General features: G+C 74.6%; 8 protein-coding genes and 2 tRNA genes. 8 read left to right on the top strand and 2 right to left on the bottom strand.

Going from position 1 to position 12,869, the window contains the following annotated elements; genetic code table 11:
* Positions 1 to 258 precede the first annotated feature (258 nt).
* From ACZ6AQ_RS22410 to ACZ6AQ_RS22400, 3 genes are all read left to right on the top strand, one after another.
* On the top strand, positions 259 to 1,323 hold the full coding sequence (locus ACZ6AQ_RS22410) for a DUF1906 domain-containing protein (protein ID WP_468761667.1): 1,065 nt from the start codon (positions 259 to 261) through the stop codon (positions 1,321 to 1,323).
* A 125-nt stretch (positions 1,324 to 1,448) separates the two neighbouring features.
* Positions 1,449 to 1,994, top strand: a complete 546-nt coding sequence (locus ACZ6AQ_RS22405; protein WP_388690129.1) for a SigE family RNA polymerase sigma factor — start codon at positions 1,449 to 1,451, stop codon at positions 1,992 to 1,994.
* A 260-nt stretch (positions 1,995 to 2,254) separates the two neighbouring features.
* Complete coding sequence (locus tag ACZ6AQ_RS22400) at positions 2,255 to 3,907, top strand: long-chain fatty acid--CoA ligase (RefSeq protein WP_468761665.1); 1,653 nt, start codon at positions 2,255 to 2,257, stop codon at positions 3,905 to 3,907.
* 53 nt (positions 3,908 to 3,960) lie between these two features.
* Here ACZ6AQ_RS22400 and ACZ6AQ_RS22395 read toward each other — a convergent pair whose 3' ends face one another.
* Positions 3,961 to 7,764 carry a PAS domain-containing protein gene (locus ACZ6AQ_RS22395; RefSeq protein WP_468761663.1) on the bottom strand — a complete coding sequence of 1,268 codons (3,804 nt, stop codon included), beginning with the start codon at positions 7,762 to 7,764 and terminating at the stop codon, positions 3,961 to 3,963.
* A gap of 167 nt (positions 7,765 to 7,931) precedes the next feature.
* A complete protein-coding gene (locus ACZ6AQ_RS22390; protein WP_468761661.1) occupies positions 7,932 to 8,360 on the bottom strand; it encodes an SSI family serine proteinase inhibitor in 429 nt (142 codons plus the stop codon).
* A gap of 401 nt (positions 8,361 to 8,761) precedes the next feature.
* Between ACZ6AQ_RS22390 and ACZ6AQ_RS22385 the strand changes: the two genes are divergently transcribed.
* The 5 genes from ACZ6AQ_RS22385 (at position 8,762) to ACZ6AQ_RS22365 (ending at position 12,761) form a co-directional block, all read left to right on the top strand.
* A tRNA-Ser gene (locus ACZ6AQ_RS22385) sits at positions 8,762 to 8,852 on the top strand.
* Between the two features lie 211 nt (positions 8,853 to 9,063).
* A tRNA-Arg gene (locus ACZ6AQ_RS22380) sits at positions 9,064 to 9,136 on the top strand.
* 206 nt (positions 9,137 to 9,342) lie between these two features.
* Entirely contained in the window at positions 9,343 to 10,176 is an 834-nt protein-coding gene (locus ACZ6AQ_RS22375; protein WP_468761659.1) for a BRO-N domain-containing protein, read from the top strand.
* A gap of 444 nt (positions 10,177 to 10,620) precedes the next feature.
* Positions 10,621 to 11,499, top strand: coding sequence for a DUF2797 domain-containing protein (locus ACZ6AQ_RS22370; protein ID WP_468761657.1), 879 nt, complete (start codon positions 10,621 to 10,623; stop codon positions 11,497 to 11,499).
* Between the two features lie 332 nt (positions 11,500 to 11,831).
* Positions 11,832 to 12,761 (top strand): amidohydrolase family protein, encoded by a 930-nt coding sequence (locus tag ACZ6AQ_RS22365; RefSeq protein ID WP_468761655.1) that lies wholly within the window; start codon positions 11,832 to 11,834, stop codon positions 12,759 to 12,761.
* The last annotated feature ends 108 nt before the right edge of the window (positions 12,762 to 12,869 follow it).

Here is a 12,869-nt window from a genome sequence, read left to right as displayed (position 1 = left end):
GGGCACGCCGAACGGTCCGGAGCGAACATGCGGAGTGATCCGGGCCGGGGTCGGGGTGGGGCGTGGCGGGAGGCGAGGTTCCCACGTCCGGGTTGATCCTGGGCACGGACGGCTGAGGCGGCGGCTCCAGCGGTGGCCGGGTGGCGTGACCGGCCCTTCACTCACGGCATGAGTACGAGTACGCCGCCCACGTTCCGATCTCCCCCGGGCCCCGCTTCCGCACCGGCTGCCGTGCCGGCCCCCGCCGTACGACGGGTGATGCCGTTCGCCCGGGCGCGAGCCGTGGCCGCCGCCCTGGTGGTGGCGGCGGCCGGGACGGCCCTCCTCAGCACTCCGGCGGTACCCGGCCCCCCGGCACCGGCTGCCGCTCCCGCGTCCGGCACCGGTCCGCGCCCGGGCACCGCCCCGACCCCCGGCACCGCCCCGGCCCCCGGCGCGGGCCCGGCCCCCGGCGCGGGCCCGGCATCGGCTGCCGTCCCCGCGTCGGCCGGTGCCGAGGCGCGGTCGGGAGCGGCTGCGGGAGCCGTCTCCGGGGCCGCCGCTCCCGAGGTTTCCGACGGCGCCACCCCCGCCTACTTCACCGGCAAAGCGTTCGACACCTGCGAGGCGCCGTCCCTCGAGGTGATGAGGGCCTGGCGGGGTTCGCCGTACGGGGCCGTCGGGATCTATTTCGCCGGGCGGGGCCGGGGCTGTCCCGGCCAGCGGGAGCTCGGTCCCGGCTGGGTCGACTCGGTCCATGCCATGGGCTGGCGGTTGTTGCCGGTCTTCGTCGGCTCGCAGGCGCCGTGCGTCGAGGCTCCCGCCAAGAAGCCCTTCGCCATCGGAAGCAGCCCCTGGGAGCAGGGCACCGCAGAAGGAGGCGAAGCAGTGCGGGCGGCGCGCGCCCTGGGTCTGGGGACGAGCAGTCCGCTCTACCTGGACATCGAGTCCTACCGCCGGGGTGACGCGCCCTGTGCCGCGACCACCCTCACCTTCGTTCGCGGCTGGAACCGGGAGGTGCGGCGCCTCGGTTACCTCCCCGGCTTCTACAGCAGCGCGGACACCGGGGTGCGGGACATGGAGGCGCAGCGGAAGGCGGGTACGCAGGACCTGCCTTCCGTGATGTGGTTCGCGCGCTGGACGGGGCAGCCCTCGCCGGCCACCGAGGCCGTGCTGTCCCCGGCCGCCTGGACGCCGCACGCCCGGATCCACCAGTACGCGGGCAACGTCTCCGAGTCGTACGGCGGCCACCGTCTCGTGATCGACCGCAACGCCGTGGACGCGCCCGTCGCCCGTCCCGCCGTCACCCGTGGCGTCGCGGCGCGGGACCGTACCGGACCCTGAGCCGGGCGGGCGGGGCCTCCACCCACAGGAGGTCCGGCCGTCCCCGTCCCTCCGACCTGAGGCGGACGGCGGTTCGGGACCTGGGGCCGATCCGCCGGGCGCCCCTCCCCTCCTAGCGTGGAGTCATGACTCCGCCACCCTCTGGCCCCGTCTGCGCCGGTGCCTCGCAGTACGCGTCGTATCCGACCTTCTCCGCGTACGTGCGGGCGCGCGGCCCCGTGCTCCTGCGTACCGCGCGTTCCCTGACGGCCAACCCGTCGGACGCGGAGGATCTCCTCCAGACCGCGCTCGCCAAGACCTTCGTCGCCTGGGAGCGCATCGAGGACCACCGCGCCCTGGACGGCTATGTGCGCCGGGCGCTGCTGAACACCCGTACGTCGCAGTGGCGCAAGCGCAAGGTCGACGAGTTCGTGTGCGAGGAGCTGCCCGAGCCCGCCGGTCTTCCCGGGACGGACCCGGCGGAGCGGCAGGCGCTGCGCGACGCGATGTGGCGAGCGGTGCTCAAGCTGCCGGAGCGGCAGCGCCAGATGGTGGTCCTGCGGTACTACGAGGACCTGAGCGAGGCCCGGACGGCCGAGGTGCTGGGGGTGTCGGTCGGCACGGTCAAGAGCGCGGTGTCCAGGGCGCTCGGCAAACTCCGGGAGGACCCGGAGCTGTACCCCGTACGGTAGGGAGACCCCGGGGCACCCCCTGCGCGGTCCGGGAGCCCGCCCGCACCTCCTCGTACGTCCCGGGAGCCCGCCGGAACCTCCCCGTGGGGCGGAAGGAGCGCGGGAAATGGTGGGGAAAGGGCCCGCCCGCCCTTTTCGGCTTTCCCCGTGCCAGTAATCGCTGGCAATTTCCGTACTCCCAGGTAGTGACATACCACGCGGTACGTGCGCAGAATCTCCACACCCTTACTGCCACGTAGCGCCCATCGGGAGGACGCCCCGTGTACAGCACCATGCAGGACGTACAGCTGACCGTGAGCCGCATCCTCGAACACGGGATGACGATTCACGGGAAGTCCACCATCACCACCTGGACGGGTGAGTCCGAGCCGCAGCGGCGCACGTTCGCCGAGGCCGGGACCCGCGCGCACCAGCTGGCCAACGCCCTGCGCGACGAACTCGGCGTCACCGGCGACCAGCGGGTCGCGACCCTGATGTGGAACAACGCGGAGCACGTCGAGGCGTACTTCGCGATCCCCTCCATGGGCGCCGTCCTCCACACCCTCAACCTCCGCCTTCCCCCCGAGCAGCTGGTGTGGATCGTCAACCACGCCGTCGACCGGGTCGTGATCGTCAACGGCTCGCTGCTCCCCCTCCTCGCCCCGCTGCTCCCGCACCTGCCGACGGTCGAGCACGTCGTGGTCGCGGGGCCCGGCGACCGTTCCGTCCTGGACGGCGTCGCGCCGCGCGTGCACGACTACGAGGAGCTGATCGCCGGCCGCCCGACCACGTACGCGTGGCCGGAACTGGACGAGCGCACCGCCGCGGCCATGTGCTACACCTCCGGCACCACGGGCGACCCGAAGGGCGTCGTCTACTCCCACCGCTCGATCTACCTGCACTCCATGCAGGTGAACATGGCCGAGTCGATGGGCCTCACCGCCAAGGACACGACCCTGGTCGTGGTGCCCCAGTTCCACGTGAACGCGTGGGGCCTGCCGCACGCCACCTTCATGACCGGCATCAACATGCTCATGCCGGATCGTTTCCTCCAGCCGGCCCCGCTCGCCGACATGATCGAGCGTGAGAAGCCGACCCACGCGGCCGCCGTCCCCACCATCTGGCAGGGCCTGCTCGCCGAGGTCACCGCCAACCCGCGCGACCTCTCCTCCATGGCCCAGGTCACCATCGGCGGCGCGGCCTGTCCGCCCTCCCTCATGGAGGCGTACGACAAGCTCGGCGTCCGCCTCTGTCACGCCTGGGGCATGACCGAGACCTCCCCGCTGGGCACGATGGCCCACCCGCCGGCCGGCCTCACCGCCGACGAGGAGTGGCCGTACCGCGTCACGCAGGGCCGCTTCCCGTCCGGTGTCGAGGCACGCCTCGTCGGTCCCTCCGGAGAGCACCTGCCCTGGGACGGCGAGTCGGCCGGTGAGCTGGAGGTGCGCGGCACCTGGATCGCGGGCGCGTACTACAGCGGCGTGGACGGCGAACCGCTCCGCCCCGAGGACAAGTTCAGCGCGGACGGCTGGCTCAAGACCGGCGACGTCGGCGTGATCAGCCCCGACGGCTTCCTCACCCTCACCGACCGTGCCAAGGACGTCATCAAGTCCGGCGGCGAGTGGATCTCCAGCGTCGAGCTGGAGAACGCGCTCATGGCGCACCCGGAGGTCGCCGAGGCGGCCGTCGTCGCCGTCCCGGACGAGAAGTGGGGCGAGCGCCCGCTCGCGACCGTCGTCCTCAAGGAGGGGGCGACGGCGGACTACGAGGCGCTCAGGGACTTCCTCGCGACGGAGGGCGGCATCGCCAAGTGGCAGCTGCCGGAACGGTGGGCGGTCGTACCGACGGTGCCGAAGACGAGCGTCGGCAAGTTCGACAAGAAGGTCATCCGCAAGCAGTACGCGGAGGGCGGACTGGACGTGACCCGGCTGTAGCCGGGCGGGAGTGAGGGAGGGGGAGGGCCGCGCGCCCTCCCCCTCCCGCCGTTCTAGTTGGTGCCGATCTTCGCGAGCAGGTCGACGATACGGGCCTGCACCTCGGCGCTGTTGGAGCGCTCGGCCAGGAAGAGCACCGTCTCGCCCGAGGACAGCCCCGGCAGCTCGTCCCCGGCGAGGTCGGCGGAGGTGTAGACGACGAGCGGGGTGCGGTTGAGCCGGCCGTTCGCGCGCAGCCAGTCGATGATCCCGGCCCGGCGGCGGCGCACCTGCATCAGGTCCATCACCACGAGGTTCGGCCGGGTCTGCGCGGCGAGGGCGACCGCCTCGGTGTCCGTGGCGGCCCGCGCCACCTGCATCCCGCGCCGCTCCAGGGTGGCCGCCAGCGCCTCCGAGATGTCCTCGTTCTCCTCGATGAGGAGGACCCGGGACGGGTGCTGCTCGCTGTCGCGCGGCGCGAGCGCCTTGAGGAGCACGGCGGGATCGGCGCCGTACGCCGCCTCCCGGGACGCCTGCCCCAGCCCGGCCGCGAGCAGCACCGGCACCTCGGCCGCGACGGCGGCCTGGCGCAGGGACTGGAGCGCGGTACGGGTGATGGGTCCGGTCAGCGGGTCCACGAAGAGCGCGGCCGGGAAGGCGGCGATCTGCGCGTCCACCTCCTCACGGGAATGGACGATCACCGGCCGGTAGCCGCGGTCGCTCAGCGCCTGCTGGGTGGAGACGTCGGGCGCGGGCCAGACGAGCAGCCGGCGCGGGTTGTCCAGCGGCTCCGGGGGGAGCTCGTCGTCCACGGGGCGCGGGGCGGGCCGGTTGGCGACCTCGACCGCGCCACCCGGACCGTCGAGCGGCTCGGGGCCCTCCGCGGAACCCTCGGCGGGCGCCCCTATGGCGTACGCGCGGCCTTCGGGCGCGGAGGACGCGGTCTCCGGCTGCGGATACGCCTGCGCCGGCGGATGCGGGTGCGGCCCGGCGTCGGGTCCGGCCGGAGCGGGGAGCGCCGACGGGACCGGCGGGTCCACCTCGGGCGGGGCGGCGAGCCTGCGCCGGCGCCCGGAGCCGTTGGAGGGGGCCCCGGAAGCGGGGGCACCGGGCACCGGAGGGGCCGGCGGGACGGGCGGGGCGGCGGGGGGAGCCTGCGGGGTCGGCGGGACGGCCCGGGGCATCTGCGGGGCCGGTGGGTTCGGCGCGGCCTGCGGAGCCGCCGGGACGAACGGAACGCCCTGCCCCAGGGTCCGGACGCTGAACGCCCGCCCGTGGGTCCCGCGGGTCGCCTCCCTGGGCATGGGCAGCTCGGGCGGCAGCGGTACGGAGCCGGTACCGGTGGCGGAGACGGCGTCGGTGCCGGGCTGTGCCTCCGGCGGCGGGGGCGTGACGGCCCGGCGGCGCCCGGTCGGCTCCACGGGCATGGGGGCCGGGGCGGGGGCCGGTCCCGGCATCGGAACCGGCGGGGCCTGCGGCAGGGGCTGCGCGGGCGGCGGAGGCGCCGGGGAAGGCGACTGCGGCGTGCGACCGGCGTCCGGAAGCGCCCGTACGGCCTCGTACCCCCCCTCGTCGGAGACCGGCGGACCGGTCACGGGAGCGGCGGGGAGGGGCGCCTCGCGGTCGGCGTCGGCGGGCGGCAGCGCGAACGGGGTCCGGGGCCCGGCCTCGGCGGCGGCCGCCCGTTCCTGCGCGGCGGCCAGCGCGCGCCGTCGGCGCCCGCTCGGCCGCGCCGGGGCCTCCTCGGAGGCGACGGCCGGCAGGGCACGGGCCAGGGCGGGAGCGCCCGCCGATTCGACGGGGACGCCCTGCGGCGGTACGGCCGCGCCGAGCGCGGCACGTCCCTGCGCCCCCTCGGCGGCGGTCACGACGGAGCCCTCGGCGGGCCGGCCCCGGCGGCGCCCGGTGGGCTCCACCGGCGCGCCGGCCGGACCGGTCGCGCCGGGAACGGAAGGAGCGGAAGCGGGCGCGTTCTGCTGGGCCGGGATCAGGTCGGCCGCCGTGGCGGCCCCTCCCGCACGGGCCCGGCGACGGCCGCCGGACCCGGCCGGAGCGTCGTCCTCGGGCACGACCGGGCCCTCCAGGAAGGCGTCCGTGGAACCGCGCCGGGCCCGCCGCCGCCCTCCGCCGGGGACTTCCGCGGCCGCGTCCGCGCCGGGACCGGACGCGGACGGCGCGAGGGGCGCCGACGGCGTGCCGGGCGCGGGCGGCGCGGCGGCGGGCGGGGCGACCGGTTCCGACGACGCCTGCGCGGGCAGGGCGAGGGCCTCGCGGCCGCCTGCCGCGCCGCCGTTCCGGGCCGGGGGCGGCGGAGCGGGAACCGTGCCCCGCCCCGCGCCGACCGGTACTTCGAGGACGTACGCGCCACCGCTCGTGCCCGGCACCTCGTGGGTCTGCACGACGCCGCCGTGCGCCGCCACGATCCCGCGCACGACGGGTCCGTGGACCGGGTCGCCGCCCGCGTACGGACCGCGGACCTCGATCCGTACGACGTCACCGCGCTGGGCGGCCGCGACGACGATCGTGGAGTCGGCCGGTACGGAACCCTGGGCGGTGGCCCGGTTCTTGCCGGTCGCGTCGACTCCGGCGACGTCCGCGACGAGGTGCGCGAGGGCGGTGGCGAGCCGGGCCGGGTCCACCTCGGCCTCGATGGGCGGCGCGTGCACGGCGAACTGCGCGCGGCCGGGCCCGATCAGCTCCACGGCCCCGTCGATGCCGGCCGACACGACCTCGTCGAGGAGCGCGACGTGCTTGTCGAGCTTCTCCGCGCCCGCGTCGAGGCGCTGGTACTCCAGGACGTTGTCCACGAGCGCCGTCATCCGGGCGTACCCGGCGGCGAGGTGGTGCAGCACCTGATTGGCCTCGGGCCACAGCTGCCCGGCGTCGTCGGCGGCGAGGGTGCCGAGCTGGGCGCGCAGCTCCTCCAGGGGGCCGCGCAGCGACTCGGCGAGGACGGCCGTCAGCTGTTCGTGGCGGGCGGCGAGCGAGGCGTACCGCTCCTGCTGGACCTCCCGCTCCGCCGCCGCCCGTTCGGCACGGTCGGCGAGTTCGGCGGCGTGCTGCTCGACGAGCTGTTCGTACGGCCTGCGGTCGGTGAAGGTCATCACCGCGCCGACGAGCTGGTCGCCGTCCCGCACCGGAGCGGTCGTCAGGTCGACCGGGACCCGCTCGCCCTTCTTCGACCACAGCACCTGCCCCCGCACCCGGTGCTTGCGGCCGGACTTGAGGGTGTCGGCGAGCGGCGACTCCTCGTACGGGAAGGGCTCGCCGTCGGCCCGCTTGGCGAGGATCAGCGGGTGCAGCTCCTGGCCGCCGAGTTCGCCGGCGCGGTAGCCGAGGATCTGGGCGGCCGCGGGGTTGACGAGGACGACCCGGCCGTCGGTGTCCGTGCCGACGACGCCCTCGGCGGCGGCGCGCAGGATCATCTCGGTCTGCCGTTGCGAACGGGCGAGTTCGGCCTCGGTGTCGACGGTGCCGGTGAGGTCGCGCACGACCAGCATGAGCAGTTCGTCGCCGGTGTAGCCGCTGTGGGAGGCGTACGCCTCGCGGCCGTCCTCCAGGCTGGCGCTGGTCACCTCGACCGGGAACTCGCCGCCGTCCGTGCGCCGGGCGACCATCCGGGTCGGCTTGGTGCGGCCCCGCTCGTCGGTGTTCTCGGGGCGGCGCATGGAGCCGGGGATGAGGCGCGAGTCGAACTCGGGCAGCAGGTCGAGCAGACCGCGGCCGACGAGCGCGGTGCCCGGCGTCTCGAACATGCCGAGGGCGATGCTGTTGGCGTTGACGACCGTGCCGTTGCAGTTGACGAGCACCAGGCCGTCGGGGAGGGCGTCGAGTATGGCTGCGAGGCGAGCAGCGCCCCGGGATGGCCTGCTGCTCACGACGACGCTTCCTCCCTGACGCACTGCACGCGCTTGGCCTGTCGGCCGGCCGGTCCCATCTTGCCCCTCGGACCGCGGCCTGTCACTGAAGGGAGTCTAAGGGAGGTGGGGGCCGGTACTCCCGGACGCCGCCGCCGGCCGTCGTTCCCGCACCGCATCTCCGCACGTCACCCCCGGACGAGGGGAAGGACCGGTTCCAGGTTCTCCCAGCGGTCGATCTCGCAGCCGTTCGCGCGGGAGAACCGCGCGTCGACCTCCCGTCCGCGCCAGCTCCCGGTCACGCGGGCGACGACGGGCCCGCCGTACACCTGCGTGCAGAGCCGGTCCTCCGGAACCGGGCGGAACGGGTCCTCGTCCGCGGCGGCGAGCTCGGCCAGACGCGCGCAGGCGCGCTCGGCGGCCGGGTGGTCGCCCCCGGCCCGCTCCTCGCACCTCAGCTCGAAGGTGCCGTCGGCGTCGGGATGGCCGCTCCGGGAGACCGCCACGGTCAGCACGTCGGGCGCCGGCGCCCGGAACAGGGGCAGCGGCGGCAGGGGTCCGAGAGCGGCGGCTCCGGCGGTGGTGGCGAGTGTCGCGAGGACGAGACGGCGCAGCATGCGGATCTCCAGGAGCGCGGGGGTGCGGGGTTCTTGAGGGGGACGGGGGATGGCGGGCGGACGGACGGAGTGCGGCGGGCGGGCGGAGTACGGCGGGTGGGCGGGCGGACGCGGCACAGGGCGTGTCCCGCTCCGTCCCCTCTGATCCCTCTAACGCTCCGGCCGCCGCGGCGTTGCGCAAGCGGGGTGCGCCGGGCGGGCGGGGTGGGTGCGGCGTGCGGGCGGGGCGCGGTGGACACGGCGTGCGGGCGGGGGCGGACGGGCCCGGACGCGCAGGGGAACGGGGGCGGCGGGACTTTGCCCTGACCCCCGGAGGGCTAGTACGGTGAGAATCGATTGGTGACACACGGTCCGCCTGTGTCATCATCTGCACGCACCACCCGCGTATGCGTGAGGTGCATGGAGGCGTCGCCTAGTCCGGTCTATGGCGCCGCACTGCTAATGCGGTTTGGGTCTTAAAGCCCATCGAGGGTTCAAATCCCTCCGCCTCCGCCCCCACCGAAGCCCCGGCCACCAGGCCGGGGCTTCGGTCGTTCCCGCTCCTCCCCCTCCCCTCGGGCCTCCCCTCGGGCGCGGGACGTTTCCGCAGGTCACAAGGGGTGGGGGGATCGGATTTCACATGACGGCGGCAGTCATGTAATGTTCTTCCTGTCGCCGCGAGCGGGTCGAAAGACCGGGGAGCGAAGACAAGAACTGAAAACAAGCACTCGTAGCTTAACGGATAGAGCATCTGACTACGGATCAGAAGGTTGCAGGTTCGAATCCTGCCGAGTGCACAGCGAATCAAGGGCCCGGACATCATGTCCGGGCCCTTGGCGTTGTGGTGCCGTGAGGTCGTCGGCAGGACTCGCGGAGGGCGGGTTCCGGGCCGGGTGGGCTTCCGGGGGAACTCCGGAAGGTTCCCCTTTTGGGTGAACCTGTCTGATTTGCATGTCAGTTGAATATGCCTTCGTCCTAGCGTGCGAGGCGGAGGTGATGATCGATGGACGCGATCGACATCGATGACGTGGTGTACGCCGCCACCGGGGAGCGCCTGCGGAGGCTGACCGCCCCGGACGGGGCCCACTGGTTTCCGGTGGTGGACGTGGCCAGGCGCCTGGGGTACGGGGGAACGCGGGAGGCGCTGCGGACGGTGGCGCTGCCCGGGGAGAGCCTGGCGTCCGCGCGGGAGATCGCGGGGGACGAGGAGTTCCTCCGCCGGTGCGGGATCAGGGCGTCGACGCGGATGGTGAGCCTCCAGGGGCTCGTCCAGCTCGTCGGGGCGTGCCGGAAGCCGGAGGCCGGGCCGTTCCGGGCGTGGGTGGCCGAGGTGGTGGCGTCCGTCCAGCGGTACGGCGGGTACGGGCTCGAACCCTCACCGGTGCACGCCGGGTTCCTCCTGCCTCCGGAACTCGTCGACGTCCTCGTACGCCTCGAAGGGCGGCTCGACGAGCAGGCCGTCGTGTACGCCGAGCGGGTCGAGTACGCGGAGCTGCTCCGCGAGACCCGGCAGAGCCTCTGCAGGGTCGCCGACTCCCTGGAGCGGTTCGCCGTGCCCCGCCAGCGCACCGGGGGGGCCGGCGGCGCCGGCCCGCTCAGTCCGCGGGCACTGGTCGACTCCTGGGCCATCACCGGGGACGTGCGGACGGTGGCGGACTGCCTCGCCCCCGGGCTCGTCCGGGGCGGGGTGCGCTACCGGGCCCAGGACGTCATCCGCCGCACCGGCCTCTCCTGCGAGCGCGTCCACGCCTGCGTGCGGCTCCTCGTCGAACGCGGATGCATGAGGGAGGCCGGGGAGCCCGAGCCGGACGGGACCCGGATCTACGTCCTACCCTGATCCGGACCCACGGGTCCGCCCGGCCCGGCGGACCCACCGCCACCGCCTGGTACGCGTCCGCGTGGACGGTCCGGCCCGGGGACGCCGACTCCAGGCGCACCCAGGGCACGCCGTGATTCCGCAGGATGTGCGGGTACGGGGCGACCCGGGCCGGTGCCTCGGTCGCCGTCGTCCGGAACCAGGCGGCGGCGCCCGGGTTCACCACCGGGTCGTAGACCGTGGGACCGGTCGTCGACGGGTTCGGGAGGTGCGCGTCGTACCAGTCGTTCGAGGCGCGCCAGAGCGCGTACTCGTCGGGAAGGAGCCGGCCCTCCCGCGCCGGCGCGTTGGCCAGGCCGAAGACACCCGGGTGGTGGCCCCGGGGGCTCCGGACCGGGGACTGGAAGCGGATGTGACGGAGACTGGACACCCGGGGAGCACAGGGATCGGCGGGGAGGCGCGGACGTGGAGTGGCGGTGCCGGGGGATCACCTGGGACGGCGGGACGGCGGGGCTGCGGTGGCAGGGCGGAAGGGTCAGCACGCTCGCGCACGGGCAGCCGCTCGCCTTCCGCGCCGTCGGGCTCCGGCGGTGCCCGGGGGCCCGGGGCAACCCCTGCCCCCTGACGGCCGCCGTGCCCGGCCGGGCCACCGGCGGACGGTGCGCGGAGTGCGCGCGGCTCGACCGGGCCCACTCGGTCGCGGCCGACACCGTCGCCGACGATCCCCAGCCGTACCGCGTCTACCTGGCCTGGTTCGGACCCGGCATGACCAAGGTGGGCATCACCGCCGAGGCCCGGGGCGAGACCCGGCTCCTGGAGCAGGGAGCCGTCGCGTTCAGCTGGCTCGGCCGGGGGCCGCTGATGGCCGCCCGGCGCACCGAGGAGGTCCTGCGGCAGGCGCTCGGCGTGCCCGACCGGGTGGCGTACGAGCGGAAGCGGGCCGCCCGGCACGCCCTGCCGCCCGCCGCCGACCGGGCCCGGGAGGTCGAGGAGCTGTACCGGCGCGCCCGAGCGGTCGGCGGGTGGACCGAGACCCTGGAGCCGCTGGAGTTCGCCCCGCGCGACCACGCCGGGGTCTTCCACCTCGACGGGCTGCCGCCGCTCTCCGGCACGGTCACCGAACTGATCGACGGTGGGGCCGTCACCGGCCGGCTGCTCGCCGCCGCCGGTCCCGACCTGCACCTCCTCGCCCCGGACGGGCGCTGTCTCGCCCTCGACACCCGGCTCATGGGCGGGTGGAGCCTCCGGGGAGCCGAGGAGGGGGACGGCTTCTCGGTGCCGGTGGCACCGGCGGTGTCCTCGGAGGATCCGAGTGAGCGGGGGGAGCAGGGGGAGCTTTTCTGAAGGGTTCCTCCGGGAGCCGGGAGCCGGGAGCGGGGAAACCGGGGAGCTGGGGAGCCGGGAAGGAGGGCCTGCGGAACCGGGAAGGCCGGGGAGCCGGGAGGAAGGGCCTGCGGAATCGGGAAGGCCGGGGAGCCGAGGCCGGAGGGCGGGCGGGCCCGGCGGCGGGCTTCCGGGGGCTGGGAGCGCTCCGTAACGTCTTGGGCCTCTTCGGCCGGAGGCATCGACATCCGGGGCCTGTCCCCGCGAAGGTGATCGCATGTTCCCGAAACCGGTGGTGGGCCTCCCGCCGTCCCCCTGCGTCGCTGTCGCCGAGGCCGAGCGGAGTGGCGGCCATGAAGGGGACTGACGGCACGGACGGAACGGCCGGCACGGACGGCACGGCCGACGTGGTGGACGTTCCGGCGCTTCTCGCGCGGCTCGGTGTCCCCGGGCTCGTGGACGTACACACCCACTTCATGCCGCAGAACGTCCTCGACAAGGTCTGGGCCTACTTCGACGCCGTCGGCCCCCTGACCGGCCTGGAGTGGCCCATCACCTACCGCGAGGAGGAGGACCGGCGGCTCGCCCTCCTGCGGGGGTTCGGGGCGGTCGCCTTCACCGCGATGCTCTACCCGCACAAGCCCGGCATGGGCGCCTGGCTGAACTCCTGGGCCGCCGACTTCGCCGCCCGCACCCCCGACTGTCTGCACACCGCGACCTTCTTTCCCGAAGCGGGCGTCGACCGGTACGTCCGGGAAGCGCTCGACGCCGGGGCGCGGGTCTTCAAGGTGCACCTCCAGGTGGGCGGGTTCGACCCGAACGACGCACGGCTCGACGCGGTGTGGGGGGACCTCGCCGACAGTGGCACCCCCGCCGTCGTCCACTGCGGCTCCGGACCCGCCCCGGGGAACTTCACCGGGCCCGGTCCCGTGGGGCGGCTGCTCGCCCGGCACCCCCGGCTGCGGCTGATCGTCGCGCACATGGGGATGCCCGAGTACACCGACTTCCTCTCCCTGGCCGAGCGGTACGAGGGCGTCCACCTCGACACCACCATGGCGTTCACCGACTTCGCCGAACGGTTCGCCCCCTTCCCGGAGGCGGAGCACGGGCGGCTCCTCGGCCTCGGCGACCGGATACTGCTCGGATCGGACTTCCCCAACATCCCGTACCCGTACGCCCATCAACTCCACGCGCTCGAACGTCTCGGGCTCGGGGACGACTGGCTCCGGCGGGTCCTGTACGAGAACGGAGCCGCGCTGTTTCACGTGAAACCGGCCGACTGAGCCCTGTCGCTCCCGTTCACCCCGTTTCACGTGAAACCACGTCGGCCGGGCCCAAGGGCGGTCGTTTCTCAGGGAATTCACAGGAAAGGGAAAGGGGCCTTTCAGCGG

The sequence above is a fragment of the Streptomyces sp. NPDC041191 genome, from assembly GCF_055591945.1.
The sequence above is the reverse complement of the archived record's forward strand: the minus strand, read 5'-3'. Positions and strand labels throughout refer to the sequence as shown.

Coding starts and splice junctions, on each gene's coding strand:
- ACZ6AQ_RS22410 (WP_468761667.1), top strand. CDS start 259: ATGCCGTTCGCCCGGGCGCGAGCCGTGGCCGCCGCCCTGGTGGTGGCG.
- ACZ6AQ_RS22390 (WP_468761661.1), bottom strand. CDS start 8,360: ATGCTGCGCCGTCTCGTCCTCGCGACACTCGCCACCACCGCCGGAGCC.
- ACZ6AQ_RS22365 (WP_468761655.1), top strand. CDS start 11,832: ATGAAGGGGACTGACGGCACGGACGGAACGGCCGGCACGGACGGCACG.
- ACZ6AQ_RS22405 (WP_388690129.1), top strand. CDS start 1,449: ATGACTCCGCCACCCTCTGGCCCCGTCTGCGCCGGTGCCTCGCAGTAC.
- ACZ6AQ_RS22375 (WP_468761659.1), top strand. CDS start 9,343: ATGGACGCGATCGACATCGATGACGTGGTGTACGCCGCCACCGGGGAG.